The organism is Vibrio sp. N418 (assembly GCF_000222565.1).
Taxonomy (GTDB): Bacteria; Pseudomonadota; Gammaproteobacteria; order Enterobacterales; family Vibrionaceae; genus Vibrio; species Vibrio scophthalmi.
In genome coordinates this window covers 62,674-88,560 of record NZ_AFWD01000022.1, presented here as the reverse complement: position 1 = coordinate 88,560, position 25,887 = coordinate 62,674, and the positions used below count along the sequence as shown (strand labels likewise).

Annotated in this window: 26 protein-coding genes; 22 read left to right on the top strand and 4 right to left on the bottom strand. The window is 46.4% G+C overall.

Translation table 11 applies throughout. From position 1 onward, the window contains the following. Window positions 1-11 precede the first annotated feature (11 nt). The 20 genes from RH86_RS03605 (at window position 12) to RH86_RS03510 (ending at window position 17,183) form a co-directional block, all read left to right on the top strand. Complete coding sequence (locus RH86_RS03605) at window positions 12-899, top strand: MinD/ParA family protein (protein ID WP_005600261.1); 888 nt, start codon at window positions 12-14, stop codon at window positions 897-899. After that, the gene (locus tag RH86_RS03600) at window positions 892-1,626 is read left to right on the top strand and encodes an RNA polymerase sigma factor FliA (protein WP_009385032.1); all 735 of its coding nucleotides are present in this window, start codon (window positions 892-894) and stop codon (window positions 1,624-1,626) included. Before RH86_RS03605 ends, RH86_RS03600 begins: the two co-directional genes overlap by 8 nt. Window positions 1,627-1,671: 45 nt before the next feature. Further along, window positions 1,672-2,040, top strand: a complete 369-nt coding sequence (gene cheY / locus RH86_RS03595) for a chemotaxis response regulator CheY (protein WP_005600258.1) — start codon at window positions 1,672-1,674, stop codon at window positions 2,038-2,040. A 45-nt stretch (window positions 2,041-2,085) separates the two neighbouring features. Next, window positions 2,086-2,808, top strand: a complete 723-nt coding sequence (locus tag RH86_RS03590; protein WP_009385028.1) for a protein phosphatase CheZ — start codon at window positions 2,086-2,088, stop codon at window positions 2,806-2,808. 9 nt (window positions 2,809-2,817) lie between these two features. Next, the gene (locus tag RH86_RS03585) at window positions 2,818-5,001 is read left to right on the top strand and encodes a chemotaxis protein CheA (RefSeq protein ID WP_009385026.1); all 2,184 of its coding nucleotides are present in this window, start codon (window positions 2,818-2,820) and stop codon (window positions 4,999-5,001) included. 28 nt (window positions 5,002-5,029) lie between these two features. Next, window positions 5,030-6,160 carry a chemotaxis response regulator protein-glutamate methylesterase gene (locus RH86_RS03580; protein ID WP_009385024.1) on the top strand — a complete coding sequence of 377 codons (1,131 nt, stop codon included), beginning with the start codon at window positions 5,030-5,032 and terminating at the stop codon, window positions 6,158-6,160. A 10-nt stretch (window positions 6,161-6,170) separates the two neighbouring features. After that, a complete protein-coding gene (locus RH86_RS03575) occupies window positions 6,171-6,947 on the top strand; it encodes a ParA family protein (protein ID WP_005600250.1) in 777 nt (258 codons plus the stop codon). After that, window positions 6,940-8,046, top strand: coding sequence for a chemotaxis protein CheW (locus RH86_RS03570; RefSeq protein ID WP_009385022.1), 1,107 nt, complete (start codon window positions 6,940-6,942; stop codon window positions 8,044-8,046). The genes RH86_RS03575 and RH86_RS03570 overlap by 8 nt, the downstream gene beginning before the upstream one ends. A gap of 36 nt (window positions 8,047-8,082) precedes the next feature. Continuing rightward, a complete protein-coding gene (locus RH86_RS03565; RefSeq protein WP_009385020.1) occupies window positions 8,083-8,577 on the top strand; it encodes a chemotaxis protein CheW in 495 nt (164 codons plus the stop codon). Then, a complete protein-coding gene (locus tag RH86_RS03560; protein WP_009385017.1) occupies window positions 8,577-9,077 on the top strand; it encodes a DUF2802 domain-containing protein in 501 nt (166 codons plus the stop codon). The genes RH86_RS03565 and RH86_RS03560 overlap by 1 nt, the downstream gene beginning before the upstream one ends. 216 nt (window positions 9,078-9,293) lie before the next feature. Beyond that, window positions 9,294-9,914, top strand: coding sequence for a cytochrome c biogenesis heme-transporting ATPase CcmA (ccmA, locus tag RH86_RS03555; RefSeq protein WP_005600242.1), 621 nt, complete (start codon window positions 9,294-9,296; stop codon window positions 9,912-9,914). A 14-nt stretch (window positions 9,915-9,928) separates the two neighbouring features. Further along, entirely contained in the window at window positions 9,929-10,585 is a 657-nt protein-coding gene (ccmB, locus tag RH86_RS03550; RefSeq protein ID WP_009385015.1) for a heme exporter protein CcmB, read from the top strand. Between the two features lie 110 nt (window positions 10,586-10,695). Then, complete coding sequence (locus RH86_RS03545; protein WP_038219192.1) at window positions 10,696-11,460, top strand: heme ABC transporter permease; 765 nt, start codon at window positions 10,696-10,698, stop codon at window positions 11,458-11,460. Window positions 11,461-11,462: 2 nt separating this feature from the next. Continuing rightward, window positions 11,463-11,669: a heme exporter protein CcmD gene (gene ccmD / locus RH86_RS03540; protein ID WP_009385011.1), complete on the top strand. Its 207-nt coding sequence runs from the start codon at window positions 11,463-11,465 to the stop codon at window positions 11,667-11,669. Then, window positions 11,666-12,151 (top strand): cytochrome c maturation protein CcmE, encoded by a 486-nt coding sequence (gene ccmE, locus RH86_RS03535; RefSeq protein ID WP_005600236.1) that lies wholly within the window; start codon window positions 11,666-11,668, stop codon window positions 12,149-12,151. The genes ccmD and ccmE overlap by 4 nt, the downstream gene beginning before the upstream one ends. After that, window positions 12,148-14,106, top strand: coding sequence for a heme lyase CcmF/NrfE family subunit (locus RH86_RS03530; protein WP_005600234.1), 1,959 nt, complete (start codon window positions 12,148-12,150; stop codon window positions 14,104-14,106). Before ccmE ends, RH86_RS03530 begins: the two co-directional genes overlap by 4 nt. A gap of 1 nt (window position 14,107) precedes the next feature. After that, window positions 14,108-14,659 carry a DsbE family thiol:disulfide interchange protein gene (locus tag RH86_RS03525; RefSeq protein WP_005600232.1) on the top strand — a complete coding sequence of 184 codons (552 nt, stop codon included), beginning with the start codon at window positions 14,108-14,110 and terminating at the stop codon, window positions 14,657-14,659. Then, the gene (locus RH86_RS03520; RefSeq protein WP_005600230.1) at window positions 14,659-15,138 is read left to right on the top strand and encodes a cytochrome c-type biogenesis protein; all 480 of its coding nucleotides are present in this window, start codon (window positions 14,659-14,661) and stop codon (window positions 15,136-15,138) included. The genes RH86_RS03525 and RH86_RS03520 overlap by 1 nt, the downstream gene beginning before the upstream one ends. Continuing rightward, window positions 15,138-16,358, top strand: coding sequence for a c-type cytochrome biogenesis protein CcmI (gene ccmI / locus RH86_RS03515; RefSeq protein WP_009385008.1), 1,221 nt, complete (start codon window positions 15,138-15,140; stop codon window positions 16,356-16,358). The genes RH86_RS03520 and ccmI overlap by 1 nt, the downstream gene beginning before the upstream one ends. A 63-nt stretch (window positions 16,359-16,421) precedes the next feature. After that, the gene (locus RH86_RS03510) at window positions 16,422-17,183 is read left to right on the top strand and encodes a VacJ family lipoprotein (RefSeq protein WP_005600225.1); all 762 of its coding nucleotides are present in this window, start codon (window positions 16,422-16,424) and stop codon (window positions 17,181-17,183) included. A gap of 94 nt (window positions 17,184-17,277) precedes the next feature. On the opposite strand, the gene RH86_RS03505 is transcribed toward RH86_RS03510, so the two are convergent. The 4 genes from RH86_RS03505 to RH86_RS03490 form a co-directional block, all read right to left on the bottom strand. Continuing rightward, window positions 17,278-18,594 (bottom strand): outer membrane protein transport protein, encoded by a 1,317-nt coding sequence (locus tag RH86_RS03505; protein WP_009385006.1) that lies wholly within the window; start codon window positions 18,592-18,594, stop codon window positions 17,278-17,280. 343 nt (window positions 18,595-18,937) lie between these two features. After that, window positions 18,938-20,197, bottom strand: coding sequence for an outer membrane protein transport protein (locus tag RH86_RS03500; RefSeq protein WP_009385004.1), 1,260 nt, complete (start codon window positions 20,195-20,197; stop codon window positions 18,938-18,940). A gap of 285 nt (window positions 20,198-20,482) precedes the next feature. Beyond that, window positions 20,483-21,214 (bottom strand): DUF3379 domain-containing protein, encoded by a 732-nt coding sequence (locus RH86_RS03495; RefSeq protein ID WP_009385003.1) that lies wholly within the window; start codon window positions 21,212-21,214, stop codon window positions 20,483-20,485. Next, the gene (locus RH86_RS03490; protein ID WP_175422478.1) at window positions 21,207-21,755 is read right to left on the bottom strand and encodes a sigma-70 family RNA polymerase sigma factor; all 549 of its coding nucleotides are present in this window, start codon (window positions 21,753-21,755) and stop codon (window positions 21,207-21,209) included. Before RH86_RS03490 ends, RH86_RS03495 begins: the two co-directional genes overlap by 8 nt. 588 nt (window positions 21,756-22,343) lie before the next feature. Here RH86_RS03490 and fadI point away from each other — a divergent pair. Together fadI and fadJ are read left to right on the top strand one after the other, a co-directional pair. After that, window positions 22,344-23,651, top strand: a complete 1,308-nt coding sequence (gene fadI, locus RH86_RS03485; RefSeq protein WP_009385001.1) for an acetyl-CoA C-acyltransferase FadI — start codon at window positions 22,344-22,346, stop codon at window positions 23,649-23,651. Beyond that, window positions 23,651-25,765, top strand: coding sequence for a fatty acid oxidation complex subunit alpha FadJ (gene fadJ, locus RH86_RS03480; RefSeq protein ID WP_009385000.1), 2,115 nt, complete (start codon window positions 23,651-23,653; stop codon window positions 25,763-25,765). The genes fadI and fadJ overlap by 1 nt, the downstream gene beginning before the upstream one ends. The last annotated feature ends 122 nt before the right edge of the window (window positions 25,766-25,887 follow it).

Below are 25,887 nucleotides of genomic sequence, written 5' to 3'. Positions count from 1 at the left end.
CGGCGACGATTATGATAGAGAATATGATTCAAGACCAAGCAAGCGGATTACGCCGCCTAACACAACCATCATTAACCAAGGTTATTTCGGTCACCGGCGGTAAAGGTGGGGTGGGTAAATCAAATGTTACTCTCGGCCTTGCTATTTGCATGGCTCGCCAAGGCAAAAAGGTCACGGTTTTAGATGCGGACTTAGGTCTAGCCAACGTTGATGTGATGTTGGGTATTAGAGCGAAGCGCAACCTTGGCCACGTTCTTGCGGGTGAGTGTGAACTAGCAGATGCCATTGTTGAAGGCCCTCACGGTATCAAAATCATCCCTGCCACTTCGGGAGCGCAGGCGATGACTGAGTTAAGCCACGCGCAACACGTTGGGCTAATTCGTGCTTTTGGTAGCTTAGAAGATGAAATGGACGTGCTGCTGATTGATACAGCCGCGGGTATTTCAGACATGGTGATCAGTTTTTCACGCGCGGCTCAAGATGTGGTTGTGGTGGTGTGTGATGAACCAACATCGATCACCGATGCCTACGCATTGATCAAACTCCTAAGTAAAGAACATCAGGTCCAACGCTTCAAAATCGTTGCAAATATGGTCAGAAGCTACCGCGAAGGCCGAGAATTGTTTGCAAAGTTGACCTTAGTCACAGAGAGATTCTTGAATGTGAGCCTTGAGCTAGTCGCATGTATCCCACTAGATGATAAAGTGCGACAAGCGGTTAAAAAGCAAAAAATTGTTGTGGATGCGTTTCCGCGTTCACCTGCTGCATTAGCACTCAGTTCATTAGCGAACAAAGCGTTAACATGGCCAATTCCGAAAACTCCAAGCGGACATTTGGAATTTTTCGTTGAACGATTACTAAATCGACCAGAACCATTAGAGGAACCATTTGGTGAATAAGGCATTGACCTATGACCAATACGGCAATCACAACAGTCAACGAGCATTTTTAGAAAAATACTCGGTGTTGGTGAAACGTATTGCTCACCACTTGCTTGGCCGTCTGCCACCAAGTGTCCAGGTTGAGGATCTTATCCAAGCGGGAATGATTGGCCTTCTTGAAGCGCAAAAGAATTATGATGGCAGCAAAGGGGCGAGTTTTGAGACCTATGCTGGAATCCGTATTCGTGGCGCTATGCTAGACGACATTCGTCGTGGAGACTGGGTACCACGATCAGTGCATAAACACAGTCGTGAGTTTAACCAAGCCATTGCAACTTTAGAAGGACAACTAAATCGAGACCCAACAGATGCCGAAGTGGCAAATTTTGTTGGGATGAGTCTGAATCAATACCACAGCGTATTGGCAGATATAAATTGTTCTCGCTTAGTAGGGATCGAAGACTTGGGCGTATCTGACGATGTCATCAAATCGGATGATGACTCGGAAGAAAATTCACCGTTTCAAGGTGTTGCGGATGAATCTTTTCGTAAAGCTCTGGTAGAATCGATAAAATCTTTACCGGAGCGTGAAGCTTTAGTGCTATCTCTTTACTACGACGAAGAGTTGAACCTAAAAGAAATCGGTGAAGTGATTGGAGTTAGCGAATCACGCGTTAGCCAAATCCTGAGCCAATCAATGCAACGTCTGCGTACTAAATTAAGTGCGTGGACAGATAATGACTAGAAATCACTGACATCATACTCAGTGGAGGCAATTTTGAATAAAAATATGAAAATCCTTATTGTTGATGATTTTTCAACAATGCGCCGCATCGTTAAAAACCTACTTCGTGATTTGGGTTTCAATAATACCCAAGAAGCGGACGATGGCTTAACTGCATTGCCTATGCTCAAGAAGGGCGATTTCGATTTTGTCGTGACTGACTGGAACATGCCAGGAATGCAAGGCATCGACTTGCTGAAACATGTTCGTGCAGATGCAGAGCTTAAGCACTTGCCTGTACTTATGATCACCGCAGAAGCGAAACGTGAACAGATCATTGAAGCCGCTCAAGCCGGCGTAAATGGTTACATTGTAAAACCGTTTACAGCAGCAACATTGAAAGAAAAGTTAGACAAAATTTTTGAGCGCTTATAGTCAATTATTTGACATTAGCTATTCGGCGACAAAGGCCAATTAGTAATGATTTCATTAGAACAGGCAAAACAACTCGTTGAACTGTTAGAAAGTGGTCAGCAGCAGGAAGCAGATGCTCTTGTAAAAAATATCAACGATGCGACTAGCGAACCTATGTTGCAGGAAATCGGCGAATTGACTCGTGAGCTACAAGAGTCGATTAGGCAATTTCGCCTTGATGACCGTATCGCTGAACTTACCAATGACGAAATTCCTGATGCAAGGGAACGCCTCCAATACGTCATTGAAAAAACAGAAGTTGCAGCGAACAAAACGATGGATGCGGTGGATCGATGTATGCCGATTGCCGACAGCCTTCACGATGGCTTACTCAAGGTACGTCCACAATGGAATGAGTTGATGCATGGCAAGATTGAGCTTACGGAATTTAAAGCTCTCTGCCACCGTATTGACGAACTGTTAGGGCAAGTTGAAGGGAATAGTAGTGAACTACATAGCCTGTTGACCGATATTCTTATGGCTCAGGATTTCCAAGACTTAACCGGACAAATCATCCGTCGTGTTATTGAGTTAGTGCACGAGGTTGAACTCCGCCTCGGTGATATTCTTACGGCGTTCGGTGACGATAAACAAGAATCCGACGCGACTAACAACAAGAAAAAAGCATCAACTGACCCTGAGGGGCCAATATTAAACCCTCATGAGAGGGCGGATGCGGTTTCATCACAAGACGAAGTCGATGACTTACTCTCAAGTCTTGGGTTTTAGAGGTAACTTATGAGCTACGATTTAGACGAAGATATTCTTCAGGACTTTTTAGTTGAGGCGGGTGAAATTCTCGAACTGCTTTCAGAGCAGTTGGTAGAGCTTGAAAATAACCCGGATGATAAAGATCTGCTTAATGCGATTTTCCGTGGTTTCCACACGGTAAAAGGCGGTGCAGGCTTCTTGGCGCTAACGGAACTGGTTGATACCTGTCACGGCGCAGAAAACGTGTTTGATATTCTGCGTAATGGTCAGCGTAAAGTAACGGCAGATCTTATGGATACGATGCTTCGTGCATTGGATGCCGTTAACGTGCAGTTCCAAGCGGTGCAAGATGGCGAACCTCTTCCTCCTTCTGAACAATCTCTTCTTGATGAATTACATCGTCTAAGCAAACCAGCTTCAGCGGAAGAAGCTGTCGTAGCTGCACCTGTCGCTGAACCCGTTATCGAAGCGCCTGCCCCAATCGTAGAAACGCCAGTTGCCGCGCCTGCAGCATCATCGGCAAGTTCGATCGATGAAATCACGCAGGATGAGTTTGAGAAGTTATTGGATGAGTTACATGGTTCAGGGGCTGCTCCTGGTTCAGCGCCAGCACCTGCCCCTAAAGCACCAGAGCCAGCGATGGCTGCTAGTGGCGATATCACTGATGATGAATTTGAAAAGTTATTAGATGAACTTCATGGTCTAGGTAAGGGCCCTGGTAAAGAAGAGAACGTTGTTGCGAGTGCACCTCCAGCGCCGGCAGCTCCAGCACCTACCATGAGTTCAGGTGATGAAGATCTAATGACAGACGCCGAGTTTGAAAAATTACTCGACGAATTGCACGGACAAGGTAAAGGCCCAAGCCCTGAAGAGCTTGAAGTTGCCACCAAACCAGCAGCACAAGTTGAAGCACCTCAAGCGGCTGCGCCAGAGGCGATTGCACCACCACCGGTGATGCCAGCTCCAGTTGCTAGCGCGCCTGAAGCCGTGCCAGCAAAAAAAGAAGCGCCAGTACCGGCGAAGAAAACACAAGCAGAAGCTACCGTTCGTGTCGATACATCGACACTCGATATCATCATGAACATGGTTGGTGAATTGGTATTGGTTCGTAACCGATTATTGAGCCTAGGCTTAAATAGTGCTGACGAAGAAATGTCGAAGGCGGTATCAAACCTTGATGTCGTGACTGCCGATTTGCAAGGTGCGGTGATGAAAACACGCATGCAGCCAATTAAGAAAGTATTTGGTCGCTTCCCTCGTGTTGTTCGAGATCTTGCTCGTAGCCTAAACAAAGACATCACGCTGGAAATGCGTGGTGAAGATACTGATTTGGATAAAAACTTAGTAGAAGCCCTTGCGGATCCATTGATTCACTTGGTGCGAAACTCAGTTGACCATGGTATCGAAATGCCAGAAGACCGCGTAAAAGCGGGTAAATCACGCACTGGTAAAGTCATCCTTTCTGCGGCACAAGAAGGGGATCATATTCAGTTGGCCATCGTCGATGATGGTGGCGGTATGAACCCTGACGTACTACGTGGTATTGCGGTTAAACGCGGGATGATGGATGAAGATGCCGCTTCACGCTTGACTGATAAAGAGTGTTTCAACCTGATCTTTATGCCGGGCTTCTCGAGTAAAGAGAAAATTTCTGATATCTCAGGTCGTGGTGTGGGTATGGATGTCGTGAAAACGGCGATTAACACACTAAATGGTTCAATCGACATTGATTCTGAAATGGGTAAAGGCACCCAAATTACCATCAAAGTGCCGTTGACCCTTGCGATTCTACCAACCTTGATGGTTGGCGTTGCAGGCCACCCATTTGCTTTACCATTGGCAAGTGTGAATGAGATCTTCCACCTTGATCTTAGCCGTACCAACGTGGTTGATGGGCAGTTGACGATTATCGTTCGCGACAAATCGATTCCATTGTTCTATTTACAAAACTGGCTCGCGCCACGTGCTGGCTTTGTTGAACAGCGTAAAGGCCATGGGCATGTAGTGATTGTGCAATTGGGCAGTCAGCGCGTTGGCTTTGTTGTTGATACCCTGATTGGTCAAGAAGAGGTGGTGATTAAGCCACTAGATAATTTGCTTCAAGGTACGCCAGGTATGGCGGGTGCGACGATCACAAGTGATGGTCATATTGCCTTGATTTTAGATGTGCCAGATTTACTAAAGCGTTACGCATCAGCTTCTCGAATCTAATTAATCGTTGAACAATTAAAGGAAAATCATGGCAATAAGAGTTTTAGTCGTCGACGATTCAAGTTTCTTTCGTCGTAGAGTCAGTGAGATTATTAATTCCGACGCACGTCTAGAGGTTTTAGACGTGGCGACCAACGGAAAAGAAGCAGTAGAGAAAGCGCTGCAGCTTAAACCTGACGTTATTACGATGGATATTGAAATGCCAGTGATGGACGGTATCACAGCCGTCCGTGAAATCATGGCCTCTAATCCGATTCCAATTTTGATGTTTTCATCACTGACTCACGATGGCGCTAAAGCCACGTTAGATGCACTGGATGCAGGCGCTCTCGATTTCTTACCGAAAAAGTTTGAAGATATTGCTCGTAACCGTGACGAAGCGGTGAGCTTACTGCAACAACGTGTCATTCAAATCGCAGCGCGCCGCAACTTTATGCGTCGTCCTGCTGCGCCACGTCCAGTTACGACCGCTGCTACTGCGGCGACGCGAGCGACGACCACGTCATCTCTACGTAGTGCTCCGACAGCAGCTCCGGCTGCACGTACGTTGTCACCGGCTGCAAGATTTAAGGCGAGTGGTAAAAAATATCAACTGACCGCAATTGGCACCTCGACAGGTGGGCCAGTGGCTTTGCAGAAAATTTTGACCAAGTTACCAGTGAACTATCCGCATCCGATTGTGCTGATCCAGCATATGCCTGCGACATTTACTGCCGCTTTTGCCAGCCGTTTGAACTCGCTGTGCAAGATTGAAGTAAAAGAAGCTGCCGATGGTGATGCGCTAAGACCGGGTGTGGCTTACCTTGCTCCTGGTGGCAAACAGATGATGATTGAAGGCCGCCCGGGTAGTGCTAAATTGCGCATTATCGATGGTGGTGAGCGCATGAACTACAAGCCATGCGTTGATGTGACATTTGGCAGTGCGGCAAAAGTCTACGGCGACAAAGTACTATCGATGGTACTTACGGGTATGGGTGCAGATGGCCGTGAAGGTGCGCGTATGCTGAAAACAGCGGGTGCAACCATTTGGGCACAAGATGAAGAAAGCTGTGTTGTGTACGGTATGCCTCAAGCAGTGGCTAAAGCGGGTATCTCTACTGAAGATCTTCCGCTCGACCGCATTGCAGAGCGTATGCTGGTCGAAGTCGGCCTAGCTTAGAGGTAAGGCAATGATCGTTTGGAGTATTGCAAACCAGAAAGGTGGGGTGGGTAAAACCACGACCACCATTACGTTGGCTGGTTTGTTAAGCAAACAAGGTAAGCGAGTATTACTCGTGGATACCGATCCACATGGCTCGCTGACAACTTATTTGGGTTATGACTCTGATAACGTGCCTTCTAGCTTGTTCGATCTGTTTCAGCTAAAAGAGTTTACCGAACATAGTGTGATGCCGCTGGTGATGGATAGCGATATTCAAGGTATCGATATTATTCCAGCGCACATGTCTTTGGCGACCCTTGATCGTGTGATGGGCAACCGCAGTGGCATGGGATTAATTCTGAAACGTGCTTTGGCAGCGGTGAAGAATCACTATGACTACGTGTTGATTGATTGCCCGCCGATTTTGGGTGTCATGATGGTCAACGCCTTGGCAGCTAGTGATCGTATTTTGATCCCGGTACAAACAGAATTTTTGGCGATGAAAGGGCTAGAGCGCATGGTGCGAACCTTGGCTATTATGCAGAAGTCGCGCAATAAACCGTTTAAAGTCACCATCATCCCAACTATGTATGACAAGCGAACTCGAGCGTCATTGCAAACGTTGCAGCAGTTAAAGAAAGATTATCCAAATCAAGTTTGGTCGTCGGCAGTGCCGATTGATACCAAATTTAGAGATGCAAGTATTAAGCATCTACCGGTTTCTCACTTTGCCTCCGGCAGTCGAGGTGTCTTTGCTTACAAACAATTGCTGCTGCATCTAGAGAGGCTGGCAATTAATGAGTGAAGAGACACTACTTTCGAGTGAGCAAGCGCTAGACGACTACTTTACTTCACTGCTTTTTGAAGACGAAGAGTTACAAGCACTTGTGACGCCCGATTTAGACGATACAGTGCTTGCAGAGCCAGAGCCAGAGCCAGAGCCAGAGCCAGAGCCAGAGCCAGAGCCAGAGCCAGAGCCAGAGCCAGAGCCAGAGCCAGAGCCAGAGCCAGAAGCCAATGACTATACACTTGAGCCGATGATTCAAACGTCGCAAGAGACCTACTTCTATCATCCGGTGACGGCAGAGATTGAAGTCCCTAACCTTGAAGATGTTGAACGGTTGCTGAAACAGCTCGAAGCCTCAAATCCTGTTGAAGAGCTTGAGCTGGATCAGGTGATGGATCAGAATACCGTCCAGATCGCGCAAGAAGTTCAAGCTAAACAACTGGTTGACGAAATTCAAGAATGGGATGTTGATCCTTATGTTGAAGAAGTTCCAGAGGTTGAACTCGAATTAGCAACGTTTGATGTTGCTCAAGAGCAAGTAGCAGAACTGGTTTTCTCTCAACCAACAATGAGTGAAGCTGAACCCGAGCTTACGACCGACATTCAAAGTATTCCAGAAACCCAAGCGGGTGGCTTACTGAGTGGTACTTGGCAAAGTACCCAGCGTGAGCAAGATTTTCAGGTGCTCTATTTTGATGTGAATGGCGTGACATTTGCTGTTCCGCTTGACGAACTTGGTGGTATTCATCAGCTGTCAACGCTGAGTCACTTGATTGGTCGTCCAACATGGTATCTTGGTTTACAATCAACACGTGATGCTCAGTTCGATGTTGTCGATACGGCAAAATGGGTGATGCCAGATAAGCTGCTCGATGATGAATATAAAGAACAGTACAAGTATATTGTGATGCTCGGTGCGAGTCTTTGGGGCTTAGCCTCGACACAGTTAATGGGGACAGAGCTCCTCAATACTGAAAAGGTTCGCTGGCGAGAAACCGCGGGTAAACGACCATGGCTAGCAGGCATGGTGAAAGAAAAAATGTGCGCTTTGATCCATGTTGAAGCATTGATCACTATGCTAAATGCTGGACTTGATGTAAAAGCATTAGACAATTAGAAAAGTACGCCAATAAGGGCTTAGAGAGGTTAAGGTATGTCTCAAACTAGCGAACTTGAAGTAAGAAAAGATCAGTCAAATGACGAAGTACTTCAATGGGTTACGTTTCAGCTAGAAGAAGAAACGTACGGCATTAATGTAATGCAAGTACGTGAAGTTCTACGTTACACGGAAATTGCTCCAGTACCAGGTGCTCCAGACTATGTTCTAGGTATCATCAACCTTCGTGGCAACGTGGTAACTGTTATCGATACACGTTCTCGCTTTGGTTTGATGGAAGGCGAAATCACCGATAACACACGTATTATCGTTATCGAATCCGAGCATCAAGTTATCGGCATCTTAGTCGACAGCGTAGCCGAAGTGGTTTACCTACGTTCTTCTGAAATTGATACCACGCCAAGCGTTGGTACGGATGAAAGTGCTAAGTTTATTCAAGGCGTAAGCAACCGTGAAGGTAAGCTACTGATCCTCGTTGATCTGAATAAACTGCTTTCTGACGAAGAATGGGATGAGATGGCTCATCTGTAATGAATATTGATACTGGCTGGTTTAACCAAGCTCCTGCTATTACAGCAGGAGTGATCTCGTTCATATTATTGGTATTGCTATTTAGTGTACTACGATTGAAACGTAACCAGCGACTTGCGACCGAGCAAAGCCGACAACAGCAGCGTCACCTTGAAAGAGAACTGCAAAAAGCCAATAAACAGCTTTTAGAGGTTCGTTCAGTTGTGATTGGTTTAGGCCAAAAAGTGAGTGAGCAAGAAGATATTATTCAACATCTTCTACAGCGAATTAAAGAACTAGAGCAAGCTGATGGTGATGGTCGCATGTATTCACGAGCGACGAAGATGGTTCAGCTTGGCGCCGATTTAAATGAGTTGATAGAAGAATGCGAGCTGCCAAAAGCAGAGGCTGAGTTGATGATGTCTTTGCAAAACAAATTGTCAGGTCGAGAAAAAATTCCACCGCTTGAGGGGATGCCTGACCAGTCGTTGCAGAAACGCCGACGGATGCAGATGAAATAAAATAAAAAGGATGCCCTATGGCATCCTTTTTTGTTGGTAAAAAATACCGAAGGGCCGATGCGTGAACGGTTGTAACTAAATAATGACAGTTGCGTCAGATTATAGATAAATATTAATAACTTCTTACTTAGTTTCGTGATTCGTAAAGCTCTAGCACTATGTTGTCAAAAAGTGGCTGTGGTAAGATACCTACTTCAATTCTTTTAGTGGCAGCACATGCTTGAAGTAAAACAATTAACTGCGATTCGTGATGAAAGAGTTTTGTTTGAATCTCTGTCTTTTACCATAGAGGGCGGCGAACTCGTTCAGATAGAGGGTCGAAACGGCACCGGTAAAACCACTTTGCTGCGTATTGTGACAGGGTTAGGTGATCGTGATGACGGTGAGATCTTCTGGAACAATGAATCGATTGAATCAAACCGAGATGCATACCATCAAGATTTGCTGTTTCTAGGCCATCAAACGGGAATAAAACGTGAGCTAACCGCTTACGAAAATCTCAGATTTTACATTTCGATCCATAGTAAAAAACCAGCTGATAAAGAGACGATCTATAATGCACTGGTGAAAGTGGGCCTTGCCGGGCGCGAAGACGTTCCCGTCGCACAGCTATCGGCAGGGCAACAACGTCGTGTTGCGTTGGCTCGCTTGTGGTTGAGTGACCATAAACTGTGGATATTAGATGAGCCGTTGACCGCGATCGATAAGCAGGGCGTTAAAGTATTGGAAGCGTTGTTTCTCAAACATGCTGAGCAGGGTGGCATAGTGGTGTTAACCACACACCAAGATATGTTTGCGGACAATCCAAAATTACGAAAAATCAAGTTGGGTGGTTAACCGTGCTAGGCATAATGAATTCAATTATTCGACGTGAGCTATTGATTGCGTTTCGTCGCCAAGCGGACGTGTTTAACCCACTATGGTTTTTCATCATAGTGATCACCTTGTTCCCATTAAGTATTGGCCCAGAGCCGAACTTATTGGCGCGCATTGCCGCAGGCATTGTTTGGGTTGCGGCGTTGTTATCGGCGTTGTTGTCATTAGAGCGATTGCTGCGTGACGATTTTCAAGATGGTGCGCTTGAGCAAATGATGCTGATGCCGGTGCCTTTGCCATTAATGGTGATCTCGAAAGTGATTGCGCACTGGGTGCTGACCGGATTACCTCTTATCTTGATTAGTCCTCTGCTGGCCATTCTGTTATCGCTTGATTTTAATACCTGGCTTGCGGTCGTCTTAACCCTATTGGTGGGTACGCCAACATTGAGTTTTATCGGTGCTATTGGGGTGGCATTAACCGTTGGGCTGCAAAAAGGCGGCGTGTTACTCAGTTTATTGATTTTGCCTTTGTATATACCAGTGTTGATTTTTGCGACATCAGCGATTGATGCCGCATCACTTGGAATGGCTTACAACGGGCAATTAGCGGTATTAGGCGCAATGTTTATGGGGGCATTAACGTTAACACCGTTCGCGATTAGTGCCGCATTGCGTGTAAGTGTAAATTAATTGTTTTTGATCAAGCACGAAAATTCCCCAGTATATAAATTACAAAACTATTAATAGCTAGGTGCAAATGATGCCTAGTCGAAAAATGAAGTAATAGAGTGAGAATGACGATGTGGAAATGGCTTCATCCGTACGCTAAGCCTGAAGCGACTTACCGATTGTGTGGTAAGTTACTGCCATGGTTTGCCGTCCTAGCTGTGTCTTGTTTGGTGATCGGCACTGGATGGGGGCTTGCATTTGCCCCTTCTGATTATCAGCAAGGTGACAGTTTTAGGATTATCTACATACATGTGCCTTCGGCGATTTGGTCGATGGGGGCTTACATGTCCATGGCGATCGCGGCGTTTATCGGTTTGGTGTGGCAAGTGCGTATGTCTGACATGGCGGCACTCGCAATGGCTCCCATCGGTGCATTATTTACCTTTATTGCACTATTGACTGGTGCGATTTGGGGTAAGCCAATGTGGGGCGCTTGGTGGGTATGGGATGCTCGCTTAACTTCAGAACTGATTCTGCTTTTCCTCTACCTAGGTGTAATTGCACTTTACCACGCGTTTGATGACCAAAAAACGGCAGCCAAAGCCGCAGGTATTTTGGCGATTGTGGGGGTAATCAATTTACCAATCATTCATTTCTCGGTTGAGTGGTGGAACACGCTGCACCAAGGCGCAACAATCACCAAGTTTGACAAACCATCGATTTCTAATGATATGCTTTGGCCACTGTTGCTCAATATTGCCGGCTTTGCTTTCTTCTTTGGCACCGTCACTATGATCCGTTTACGTAATGAGATCATCAGTAAAGAGAGCCATCGTCCTTGGGTTGTTGCATTGTCCTCACGTTTATCTTCTCACGCAGACAAGCAAGGAAACTAATCATGCATTTTGACTCTTTTAGTGATTTTCTTGCCATGGGTGGCTATGCCGGCTACGTATGGAGCGCGTTTGGTATCACATTCGCGTCGATGATCATTCTGCTGATCAGCAGTGCTCGTCGACACACAAACCTACTTAATGAAGTTCAGGCAAAAATCGAGCGACAAGCTCGTATTGATGCAGCTAAGAATTTGGAGAACACTCTATGAACCCAAGACGTAAAAAGCGGCTCGCTATTGTTCTAGCCATCGTTCTTGGCATTGGTTCAACCGTGGGCCTAATGCTTTATGCTTTAAATCAGAATATGGATCTGTTTTATACCCCAACGGAATTGGTACAAGGTAAACCAGACGGTAGCAAACCCACTGTTGGTCAGCGCTTACGCATTGGCGGCATGGTTGCTGTTGGTTCGGTGAAACGCGATCCGGACTCACTACGAGTGTCGTTCGATTTGCATGATGTTGGTCCAATGGTTACGGTTGTGTATGACGGTATCTTGCCGGATCTATTTCGCGAAGGTCAGGGCATCGTGGCGCAAGGCGTGTTAGTCGATGCCACGACAATTGAAGCGCATGAAGTGTTGGCGAAGCATGATGAAGAATACATGCCGCCAGAAGTTGCAGAAGCGATGGAAAAAACCCACCAACCGCTTAAATACACAGAATCACAAAAACAAGGAAGCGGTCAATGATTGCTGAAATTGGTCATTTTGCGCTGATTTTGTCGCTTGCCATGGCAGTGCTGTTAAGCATCCTACCATTGGTCGGTGCATCGCGTAATAACACCTTATTAATGAACTCTGCTCGTCCATTGTCATGGGCAATGTTCCTGCTATTATCGCTCTCATTTGCGATTTTGCTGTGGGCTTTTTATAGCAATGATTTCACACTGACGTATGTCGCGAGTAACTCAAATACCTTGCTGCCTTGGTACTACCGTTTAACGGCGGTTTGGGGCGCACACGAAGGTTCACTATTGCTCTGGGTATTGATCCAAGCGGGTTGGACTGTGGCGGTAGCGACTTTTAGCCGTGGCATGCCACAAGAGTCAGTGGCTCGTGTTCTGGCGGTGATGGGGATGATTAGCGTTGGCTTCTTACTGTTCATCATTCTAACTTCGAACCCGTTCTTACGCACACTGCCATTCTTCCCTGTTGATGGTCGCGACCTTAACCCATTGCTGCAAGATCCGGGTTTGATTATTCACCCGCCGATGCTGTACATGGGCTATGTCGGTTTCTCCGTTGCTTTCTCTTTTGCAATTGCGTCACTAATGACTGGTCGTCTAGATACGGCATGGGCTCGTTGGTCTCGTCCTTGGACGACTGCAGCATGGCTATTCCTCACGTTGGGTATCTCACTAGGTTCATGGTGGGCATACTACGAACTTGGCTGGGGCGGTTGGTGGTTCTGGGATCCAGTCGAAAACGCGTCATTTATGCCATGGCTTGCGGGTACGGCATTAATGCACTCTTTAGCGGTAACGGAAAAACGCGGTACCTTTAAGGCATGGACTGTTCTGCTGGCGATTTCAGCGTTCTCATTGAGCTTGCTAGGCACCTTCCTAGTACGTTCAGGCATTCTTGTATCAGTACATGCATTCGCCTCTGATCCATCACGTGGTATGTTCATTCTTGGCTTCTTGGTGTTTGTGATTGGCGGTTCGTTGCTGTTGTTCGCTGTTAAAGGCGCGGCGGTTCGTGTTCGTGGTAACTTTGAACTGGCTTCACGTGAAAATGCACTGTTAGCTAACAACGTACTACTAATGGCCGCTTTGATGGTGGTGTTAGTCGGTACACTTCTACCGTTGGTGCATAAACAGCTTGGTCTTGGTTCAGTCTCGATCGGCGCACCATTCTTCGATATGTTGTTTGCATGGCTAATGATCCCATTCTCGTTCGTATTGGGTATCGGTCCGCTGATCCGCTGGAAACGTGACGATCTGAGCTCACTAGCAAAACCGATGATCATCAGCGGTATCGGTGCTGTACTGTTAGCTGCACTGTTCAACTGGATGTTCTCTGATTACTTCGTCTTCATGACCTACCTTGGTTGGTTGATGGCGATGTGGATTGTATTGCTGCACGGTTTTGAATTGCACCAGCGTGCAACGCACCGCCATAGCTTTGTTGTTGGTGTGCGCAAATTACAACGCAGCCATTGGGCGATGATGTTGGGTCACATTGGTCTTGCGGTCACTATTATTGGTATCGCAATGGTACAGACACACAGTATTGAACGTGATGTACGTCTATCGCCGGGAGATAACTTCCAGCTGAAAGGCTACAACTTCCATTTCTCTGGTGTTCGTGATCATGACGGCCCGAACTACGATGGCTATATCGCAGACTTCGAAGTGACGCAAGATGGTAAGTACATCAATACGCTGCATGCGGAAAAACGTTTCTATAAAACCGCACGTTCGATGATGACAGAAGCGGCGATTGATCGCAGCGTAAGTCGTGATCTTTATGTGGCTCTAGGCGACCGCTTGGATGACGGTAAGTCATGGGCAGTGCGTTTGTACTACAAACCATTTGTAAACTGGATTTGGGCAGGCTCTGTCTTTATGGCGCTTGGTGGTTGTGTCGCAATCAGCGATCGACGCTACCGTTTCCGCAAGCCAGCAAAAAAGCAGGAGGCATAAAATGAACAAGAAACTGTTATTTATTCCACTGTTTGCTTTTTTAGCACTAGTGGCCGTATTTACCACTCAGTTAGTGCGTAACTCAGAAGGGGATGACCCAACCAAACTAGAATCGGTTTTAGTTGGTAAGCACGTACCTGAGTTCCGCCTAGAAGACTTGGCTGAGCCGGGGAAGCTATACGATCAAAGCATCTTTAAAGGTGAGCCTTTACTATTGAACGTATGGGCAACGTGGTGCCCAACGTGTTACGCCGAGCACCACTACCTCAACGAGTTAGCGGGTGACGGTGTAAAGATTATTGGTCTGAACTACAAAGATCAGCGTGATAAAGCGGTGACCTGGTTAAATGATTTGGGCAACCCATACTTGATCAGTCTATTTGATGGCAATGGCATGTTGGGGCTTGATCTGGGCGTGTATGGCGCACCTGAAACTTTCCTGATTGATGCCAACGGCGTTATTCGCTACCGCCATGTCGGTGATGTGAATGCTCGCAACTGGAAAGAGACTTTGCAGCCTATGTATCAACAATTGGTTGAGGAGGCAAAATAATGAAAAAATGGTGTATCGCGTTATTTGTCGCCCTGACATTTTCAATGGTCGCGCATGCGACGATTGAAGTGTACGAATTTGATACTTTGGAGCAGGAACAGCAGTTCAAGGACCTTGGTAATACGCTGCGTTGTCCTAAATGTCAGAACAATACCATTGCGGATTCTAATGCTGAACTTGCGCAAGACTTGCGTCATAAAGTGTATGAAATGACCAAAGACGGTAAGTCAAAAGGTGAGATCGTCGATTACATGATCGCTCGTTACGGTAACTTCGTTACCTACAATCCGCCGTTTACCTTAGCGACGTCGATTTTGTGGTTAGGTCCACTGTCGGTAGTGGTGATTGGCTTTGGTGTGATCGTGCTACGCAGTCGCAAGTCAAAGCAACCTCAGGTTGCTGATGACAAATGGGACGAGAACAAAGAGCAACGGTTAAAAGCTCTGCTCGATGAAGAGAATGATGGAGACAAGCAGTAATGACATTATTTTGGATTGCATCAATCATTCTTGTCGCGTTGAGTGGTGTTTTGATTGCGTTGCCATTTATCAATCGCAAAGAGAATACCGACGAAGCGCTGCGTGATGAACTCAATAAAGCACTGTATAAAGACCGCCTGACTGAACTGGAAGTTGAAGCGGAAGAAGGTTTGATGGACGATCAGCAAGAGCTGATTGCGGATCTTAAACAGTCGCTGCTGGATGATATTCCCACCGAAGCGCAAACTAAGGTCGAAAGCAGCATTAACCCATGGTTAGTGATTGTGCCATCGATGTTGCTGACAGTGATTATGTCTTACGGGCTGTACTTTAAGTTTGGTGCCGCTGATGATGTGATGGAATGGCAACAAGTGAACGACAACTTGCCAGCGCTATCGAAAAAGCTGATGTCACCGGAAGGGGCGGCATTAAGCGAAGATGAAATGCGCGATTTAACCCTCGCATTACGTACCCGTTTACACAATAAACCAAAAGATGCGACCGGCTGGTTGCTACTTGGGCGTATTGGTCTGGCGAATCGTGATGTTGATACCGCCATTGGTGCAATGAACAAAGCGTATAAGCTTGAGTCAGATAACCCTGATGTCATGTTAGGTTACGCTCAAGCGCTGATGCTGTCGCAAGACGACGTTGATCAAGATAAAGCGCGTTCAATCTTAGGTAAATTAGTGCAGAAGAATTACATGGATGTCCGTGTGTTCTCATTGCTCGCCTTTGATGCTTATGAGCGTAAGGACTTTGCAGCAGCCATTCGCTACTGGAGTATCATGCAGCAGATGATTGGCCCACAAGATGAGCGTTACCAAATGCTGGATCGCAGCATTGCCAATGCCAAAAAGCAGATGGGTGACAAAGCGGCGGTTGGCGCATCGGTTTCTGTCGCAATCTCGTTGGGCGAGACTGTAAAAGCGAACCCTGATGCATCACTGATTGTATCGGTACACACCGCTGATGGTGCACCAATGCCGGTGGCAGCAGCACGTTATCCTCTGGGCTCATTCCCTCGCTCAGTAGTGCTCGATGATAGTAACAGCATGATGCAAGGGCGTAAGCTGTCTGAACTTGAAGATTACATGGTTCGCGTGCGAATTGATGAAGATGGCAACGTAGCCACCTCTCAAGGCGATTGGTTTGGTGAGAGCCAGCCCGCTAAAATGGGTGAATCAGTAGCAGTTATTGTGGATCGACAGTACCAATAATAGCGATTAATGCGTAAACTTAGGCCGGTAACTTACCGGCCTTTTTTTATGGAAAAAATATCAATGAAGAGCCTTCAGCCTAAGGTATGGACATCGTTGCTTTCTGTTGCATTGCTTGCGGGGTGCGCGACTGCGCCTGAAGAGCAAGAAGCGGCAGCGTCTAATGTGAGCGACCCTATCGAAGGATTCAACCGCAGTATGTGGGCATTGAACTACGATTATCTAGACCCTTATATCGTGCGCCCAGTTTCACTGACTTACGTTAATTACACGCCGCGCCCAGTGCGTATTGGTATCTCTAACTTCCTGAGCAACCTTGATGAGCCTTCGAGTATGGTCAACAACTTGCTGATGGGGAATGGCGGCAAAGCCCTCGATCACTTTAACCGATTTTGGATAAACAGCACTTTTGGTTTGTTGGGCTTAATTGATATCGCCTCTGATGCAGGCATTACCGATCACAATGAAAAAGCGCTCGGTGACGCGATTGGTCACTGGGGCGTAGGTAATGGCCCGTATGTGATGGTGCCGGGTTATGGCCCGTGGACCGTGCGGGAAACCGCGAGTTTTGCTGATAGTGCGTACTTACCTTTGTCGCTGCTTAATTTCTGGGCTGGGCTGGGTAAATGGGCATTTGAAGGGATGGAGACTCGCGCATCATTAGTCACACAAGAATCGATGCTAGAAAATTCACCGGATCCATACGCACTCACACGTGAAGTGTATATTCAGCACCAAGACTTCAAAGCAGAGATCGAAACTCAGCAACAAGAGATCGATCATGATGAAGAAGCTTACCTCGATGAGTACCTTGACGATCTGTAGTTCGCTTTGTCTTTGTGACTCAATTGAACAGCAACAAAAAAGGCTTGGGAATCCCAAGCCTTTCTTTTTAACTATCTAAAGCGTTTACGGCAAACTAGAACGTGTAGTTCGCTTGCACACCAACTAGCCAGATGCTACCAGTTACTTCGCCTTCAAAGCTGCCTCCAAATGCGTCAGCACCTAGGCCTGGGTCTGTTTCATGCATCTTAGCGTCTTTAGCCATGATGTAAGTGAAACCAGCATCAAGCGATAGTTGCTCAGACCATTGGTAACCCGCACCAATGCTTAGCCATAGACGGTCAGTCTCTGGAATGGTCGCTGTGCGGTGCTCTTCACTTACCGCTGATGTATCGTACGCCACACCAGTACGCAGTTGCAGCTTATTGTTGTATTGGTAAGTTGAACCAATCGCAAAGCGGTAGTTGTCTTCCCAGTTTTCGTGTTTGATTAGCTGAGAGCTTTCGGCACCAAATTCAGGGATATTCGCTTCAAGTGTTTTGAAGCTGCTCCAATCAGTCCAGTTGATGCTGGTATGTAAAGCAACTTTGTCGGTTACTTGGTGGAAAGTGGCAATTTCAGCCGTCGCAGGTAAGGCAAGATCCATCGATCCTGAATATTTAGCTTGTTTTGCAGCTCCTGCAACTTTATCAAAACCTAAGCCTTCTGCATGACCAGTTAGAGTCAGATTTACTTCTGATTTGTAGGTAAAACCAATGCGGTTCGCATCGTTGACTTGCCATACCGAACCTAGTTGCCAACCCCAAGCCTTATCGTCGCCTTCCATGTACTTTAAAGTTTCGTTTGGAGCAACGATAACAGTAGGACCAAAAGCAATACCACCGTGTTCAGAAACAACTGCACCAAAGCTACCTTCTGCGATTACATAGCGAATACCACCACCGATGCTGACTGCTGGGGTTAGTTGGTATGCGGCATTTAGGTTGGCTTCTTTGGTAATAACACTGGCTTGGTTGCCGTGGTTCGCTGCTGCAAAGTCTTTACCTAAGTCAGTTTCCATACCGTAGTTGGTGCCTAGCGCAAAGCCAAGTGCAAACTTGTCGTTGTACTTATGTGACAGATAGAAATTTGGAATCACCGCATCATGAGCAAAGTCATCAGAACGAGCTGAATATGGTGTGCCACGGTGAGTAGAAGTACCTTCGATATCAATATTTGGATCAACATAGATTGCGCCAACAGAAACTTGAGTGCCTTCTAGTTGCATTAGCAACGCAGGGTTACGCCATTGTGAGCTTGCATTGTCAGCCATTGCAGCTTCACCTGCGTATGCACGGCCAAGACCTGTTGCTGAGTATTCTGCTAGCTGGAAACCTGCGGCGTTTGCGGTGGTTGCTACTGACATTAGACCACATGCTACTGCAAGTGATAGAAGAGACTTATTTGTTTTCATTGTTATGTTCGCTGAATATGTTGTTAATTCGTCGCAAGATGGTAGTTTTAGAGCTTTTGCTTTAAAAATAGAAAACACTGTAAACGGTAAATTCAGGATAAAAAATAAATAAACACAAGTTTTAAAGCATAAAAAACCAGAAAAGTGGTTCGACCACTTCTTTTTTCAGCGAACGACTGTGTTGTTAAATTTGTGTTTTGATGCACAAGTGTGCGCTTAAAAAACTCGCAATGTTGTACGCTGAAAATGTTGAAGGGATTTATTGATCAGAGATAGGCAATACGGCAGGTAACAAAAAGGGCTGGATAACCAGCCCTTCAAATAGTGAGGATAGCGTCTGCGATTAAAAGCTGCGGCTGTATTGTAGGCCGACTAGGATTGCGTTAGCGCGGGTAGTACCAGTGATACTTGATACGCCTGCATTAGCTTCAGAGACTTTTACGTCTTCACCTACTAGGTAAGTGAAACCAAAGTCTACGTTAGATGAAGAATCTAACTGGTAAGTGAAACCGGTTGAGAACCATTGACGATCAGAGTCTGGTACTGAAATTGATGTGATCTCATCCTGTGCGCTAGTGTCGTACATGTAACCAGCACGTAGTGTCCAATCGTTGTTTAGGTAGTAAGTACCACCAATTGCGTAGTGCCAACCATCTTGCCAACCGTATTCTTTTTCAGTAATACCGGCATTTTTGAATTCAATCTTGTCAAAATCACCCCAACCGATGTACTGAATCGAGTAGTGAACAGCGAATTTGGTGTCTTCGATTTTGTGGTAACCGGAGAATTCAGCCATGTCAGGTAGTGGCAGTGTGATTTCTTGTGAGCCATCTTTTGCTGTGATATCTGGGCTATAGCGGTAAGACAGACCAAAACGGTTGTTTTCGTTAAGCTCGAATACGGTACCAACATTAAAACCAACACCCCAACCATCAGCCTTGTCGATGTTTAGGATTTCGGCACCATTTTTTGACGCTAAAAATGCACCCAGAGGGTTGTTAGTTGGGCCTTTGTAAAAGCTATCGCTGACATTACGCTTTAACGTACCTTGGCCATAGATCAGGTCTAGACCTGCACCAAAACTCCACTGTTGGTTCAGGCGGTATGAACCCGCTAGACCGAAGTTGATGCTCATGATTTCTGTCTCGCCACCGTATTCAGCACCGACAAAATCACTATCAAAATCAGTACGAGTACCAAAGTTAGAGTAGGCGTTAGCCCCCCAAGCAAATTGATCGTTTACTGGAACGATTAAATGAATGTTCGGTGCTACAGATGTTGCTCCAGCATTATCGTAGTTTGAAGCTGCTGTTGTGCCAGCAGCACTTTTGTATTCAGCATCTTTTACTTCGATATCAGTAATGATGGTTTCAAAACCAAGAGACAGTTCCATTTTATCAAACAGCGCCATTGCTGCTGGGTTACGTGCCATTACAGATGCGTTATCGGCAATAACAGCGTCACCAGCAAATGCGCGGCCGATACCGGTTGCTGATTGTGCGTTAAGTTGGAAACCAGCAGCCATAGCTTGCTGAGAGGCGATTGAGGTTGTTGCGATTGTCACTGCTAACAGTGTCTTTTTAAACAGACGCGAGTTGTTCATGGTGCTTTTCCTTTTTAGTCGCCTCTTATACGGGCGCTGTTTTTTGAGCAAATGCTCAGTTGGGGCTGATATTAGTCTGAAGTATAGAATATAGAAATCCGACCATTGGCTAATATGATGATAAAATTATGGAAATGATGGGTAACAGACGGGAAAATGCTGTGAAAATCGTCATTTTAGAGTTTGTACTCTATTTTTTACTGGTGATTTTACTCAATAGCATGCACATTCGGGCATAAAAAAAGCCTGAATGAGAAATTCAGGCTTTAATGTCGCAAAGTTGGCTTAAATTGCCATAGGTTTGATGATGTTCATGATGCTTTTGGCAATCGCGGTGACATCTTCGTCTTTTTCGCCCACCACAATCAAACTGCTGTCACCAACCGGTTCAACGACCCCCGACATCCCTTGTTGCGTGAAGTCTTGCACGCTGGTGCTGGAGATGTTGGTAATAAAGAGCGTGACCTTGCCATGTTCACCGGCAAACACCATGTGCAGAGCATTGGCATCACCAAAACCACAATGGTTAAGGTAATAGACATGATAAGGGAACGACTTGTCTAATTGTTGATCAAATGGCTGCATCTTGGCATTGATTTGCGCTGAACTGACCTGTTCATCTAAATGATCAACAAACGGCTTCTCGGCAATCACATGTTCAATCGCCGTGTCGGCTAAACTGGCTTGTGCAGGCGTGACCAGTACATTTCCCCAGTTAATTTGCCCAACCAGTAAACCAAAAGCAAAGGCAACTGAAGCGGCCATTGCCATGCTACGTTTAATAAAGTTAGGTCTGATGACGTTAGTCGGCTGTTGTGAGCTTTGATGAAAGATAATGCGATCAGCAAGATCATCAGGCACATCGACATTCATCGCTTTCGCGATTTGTGCGTCAAGTTCATTGATGTCATCAACAAATTTGCTATGGCTTTCGTTGGCTCGCATCGCATCGACGATGTCACTGCTCCTATGTTTAGGATCGGACATGATTCGACGGCGGAATTCTAACTCATCCATTGTGCGCTCCTTTATGATTCTCTGCTGACTCCATCATCTCTTTGAGTTGATTACGTGCTCTAAAGAGGCGAGTCATCACGGTATTTTTATTTAGCTCTAAGATTTGACCAATTTCATCGCCACTAAAACCCCCAACCACTTGTAAAAACAGTGGCTCGCGGTAATCAACCTCAAGCTTCATGATTTGCGCATGGATCCATTCTGTTTGATGGTGCGCATCGTCACTCACTTTGGCGTCATTACTGTGATCGTCAATATCAACCAAATCAAATTGTTTACGTTCGAAGCGGCGGGCATTTTCGCGGCGCAAGATGGTGATCAGCCAAGATTTAGCTGCTTTTTCATCTTGTAAGCTATCGAGTGACTTCCATGCCCGCAGGCAGGTTTCCTGTACCAAATCTTCGGCAATGGTTGGATCTTTACACAACCAATAGGCGTAACGATACAAGTCACGGTGATAGGCGCGTACCAGCGCTTCGTATTTTCTTTGTCTGTCCATATCAGAGTCGACCGGACTTTTTGCCTTTTTCTTCCCAAAAATTTCTAAAATTGCCACAAAAGCCTCCAAAAAGGGGTTTGGGGTTAGGTCGAGATGACTTCAAAGGAGGGGATTGAGAAAAACAAGCCATTTTGCGCGAGTTAATGTCAATTAGCTGACGATATGGTCAAAAATCGCATCAAAAATTGATCTAATTCAAAAACCATAACAATCCAGCGGTTATAGTACATCTTGTCATCTAGTTAGTGTTTCACTAACGAGTTGAGCAAGATGACACTTCCTTTTGAAGGCTGACTTTACTTTCTCCTAATCAGGAAACTGATTATTTCAATTGGCGTGAGTTAATTGCTTTATACATTCCGACCACACAGTTTTGTGTGGTTTTTTTTTGCCTAAATTTAGCGACTTCACAAACCTATCGCCCTAAATATAGCCAAATTTTACTTGGCGACAACTCTTATTTTTCATTTAGTTAGCAATTCTCTCGCTTCGTAAATCACGTTTATTTAAACAGGTGTTTGATTGATTTAACAAACCCATTACAATAATTCTGGTCAGACCTCTAAATGAACTAAAATAAGTCATAGATAACAAGCTTGTTTTGGTTGGCACTTATTGTAAGGAGAAACAATGGGTAAGCAGGAAGTAACCACTCGCAGCGGCGAGCGAGTCGCGATAGTTGCCGGGCTACGAACGCCGTTCGCGCGTCAAAGCACCGAGTTTAGCCAAGTCCCTGCCATTGATTTAGGCAAGATGGTGGTGAGTGAAATGCTCGCTCGTAGCGATATTGATGCCAAACTGATTGAGCAAGTGGTGTTTGGTCAGGTGGTACAGATGCCTGAAGCGCCAAATATCGCCCGAGAAATTGTGCTCGGCACAGGGATGAACATACATACCGACGCTTATAGTGTCACACGTGCTTGTGCAACTAGCTTTCAAGCGGCCGTAAATGTGGCCGAAAGTATTATGGCGGGCACCATTGATGTGGGTATTGCTGGTGGGGCGGATTCGTCTTCTGTCTTGCCTATTGGGGTGTCGAAAAAAATGGCAGCCAACCTGCTTGCGCTGAGTAAAACCAAAACGATGGCGCAAAAACTCCATATTCTAAAATCCTTCTCGCTAAAAGATCTGATGCCAGTCCCACCTGCGGTCGCTGAATACTCGACGGGTTTGTCAATGGGGCAAACTGCTGAGCAAATGGCGAAAAGTCATGGTATTAGCCGTGCAGAACAAGATGCACTGGCGCACCGTTCGCATACGCTCGCTTCGTTAGCATGGCAGGAGGGTAAGATTGCGGGCGAAGTGATGACGGCTTTTCCTGCTCCTTATAAAAAGTGGTTGGCTGAAGACAACAATATTCGCCATGACTCCACCCTGGAGAGCTACGCAAAATTGCGCCCAGCGTTTGACCGTCAGTATGGCAGTGTGACCGCCGCCAACAGTACGCCATTAACTGATGGCGCTGCGGCTGTGATGTTGATGCGTGAAGGCAAAGCGAAAGAGTTGGGCTTAGAGATTTTAGGCTACATTCGCTCGTATGCGTTCTCAGCCATCGGTGTTGAGCAAGATATGTTGATGGGGCCATCGTACGCCACGCCAATGGCGCTCGATCGGGCAGGGATAACGCTTAACGACCTAACCTTAATTGATATGCATGAAGCCTTTGCCGCTCAGGCTCTGTCTAACGTCAAAATGTTCGCTAGCGATAAGTTCGCTCAAGAGAATTTGGGGCGAAGCAAAGCGATTGGCGAAATTGATATGGATAAATTTAACGTGTTGGGCGGTTCGATTGCTTACGGTCACCCATTTGCCGCTACGGGGGCTCGTATGATGACGCAAACTCTGCGCGAGCTAAAACGACGTGGCGGTGGCTTGGCATTAAACACCGCTTGTGCTGCGGGTGGTCTGGGTGCAGCGATGATTCTGGAGGTTGAATAATGACGGAGCTTAAAGCCTTTAATCTCACCATCGATGAGCAGAACATTGCATGGCTGTGTATCGATGTGCCGAATGAAAAAATGAACACGCTTCAAGCGGCTTTTGCCGATGAAATGGAGTCGGTGTTCGCTGAACTTGAACAGCATAAAAGCGCCCTAAAAGGGTTAATCATTCACTCGGGTAAGCCGGACAATTTTGTCGCGGGTGCCGATGTTCGTATGCTGGATGCTTGTCAGAGCGCTCAAGAAGCACAGGCGCTCGCAACGAAAGGGCAAGAGATGTTTGAAAAACTCTCTAAGCTGAGCTTTCCCGTTGTTGCGGCGATCCACGGCCCATGTCTCGGTGGGGGTTTAGAGTTGGCACTGGCGTGTGATTACCGTGTGTGTAGCGATGATGATAAAACGCGTCTTGGTTTACCTGAAGTGCAATTAGGTCTGTTGCCGGGGTCGGGCGGTACTCAACGCTTGCCACGCTTGATTGGGCTATTACCGTCGTTGGATTTGATTCTAACCGGTAAACAATTGCGGGCAAAAAAAGCGAAAAAGCTCGGTGTCGTTGATGCCTGCGTTGCGCCGACGATCTTATTGGAAGTGGCAAAACAGTTTGTTGAAGGCAAAGACAAAGCCAAACATAAGGTGAGCACCAAAGAGAAATTAATGGCGCAAACGGGCTTTGGTCGCAAAGTGATTTTTGAACAAGCAGCGAAGAAAACGCAACAAAAAACCCGTGGCAACTATCCAGCCACCGAGGCCATTTTAGAGGTGATTCGCTACGGCTTAGAACATGGTTTCACTAAAGGGCTAGCGTATGAAGCTGAGCGCTTTGGTGAGTTGGTGATGAGCAATGAATCTAAAGCACTGCGTTCGATCTTTTTTGCGACCACTGAGATGAAAAAAGAACATGGTAGCGACGCAGAGCCATCCTCCGTTAAGCGGATTGCTGTGCTCGGTGGCGGTCTTATGGGGGCGGGGATCAGTCATGTTACGGTAGCGAAAGCTAAGGTGCCGGTGCGGATCAAAGATGTCAGTAATGATGGGGTATTGAACGCGCTTAATTACAACTTTAAGTTGTTTGAAAAGCAGCGTAAACGCCGAATCTTGAGCAAGGCACAATTGCAAAGCAAAATGCAGCAGCTCTCTGGAGGTATCGATTTCATCAGCTTTAATCATACCGATGTCGTGATAGAAGCCGTGTTTGAAGATTTAGCCCTTAAGCAACAGATGGTGGCGGATATCGAGCAAAACGCCAAGCCAGATACGATCTTTGCGACCAATACTTCTTCACTGCCGATTCATCAGATTGCCGAACAAGCTGCACGTCCTGAAAACGTGATTGGCTTGCATTACTTTAGCCCGGTAGAAAAGATGCCGCTGGTGGAAGTCATTCCACACCAAACGACCTCGGCTCAAACCATCTCCACTGTAGTTGAGTTGGCACGCAAACAAGGGAAAACCCCAATTGTAGTGAAAGACTGCGCTGGGTTTTATGTTAACCGCATATTAGCACCCTACATGAATGAAGCGGCGCATATTTTGCTCACCGGCGAGCCGATTGAACAACTTGATGGCGCGCTACTCGATGCGGGTTTCCCTGTTGGGCCAATCACGTTATTGGATGAGGTGGGGGTGGATATTGGTGCTAAGATCATGCCGATATTAGTCAATGAGCTAGGCCCTCGCTTCCAAGGCCCTGCGGTGTTTGACACCTTACTCAAGGATGGCCGTAAAGGGCGTAAAAGCGGCAAAGGCTTTTACACCTATAAAGGGAAAGATAAGCAGGTAGATAAAAGTGTCTATAAGTTACTTAATCTTACTCCTGAGTCAAAAATGGCTAGCCAAGAGATGGCGATGCGCTGTTTGCTACCGATGCTTAATGAGGCGGTACGCTGTTTGGATGAAGGGATTATCCGCTCACCGAGAGATGGTGATATCGGCGCAATCTTTGGCATTGGCTTCCCACCATTCTTAGGTGGCCCGTTCCGCTATATGGATCAGATTGGTATCGTTAAGCTGGTAGAGATCATGAATGAACATGCGGCGAAATATGGTGAACGTTTTGCCCCGTGCGATGGTCTGCTGACGAGAGCCAGCTTAAATGCGCCATTTTATGATTAGAATTTAGTCGAACGATGTCTGTGCATCATAAGGTCAAAAGCGAGCGTGAAGCTCGCTTTTTTATGGTTATTCGTGACACAAGAAATTGCAGATTCTGCATGAACACCGTTATGATTAAAGAA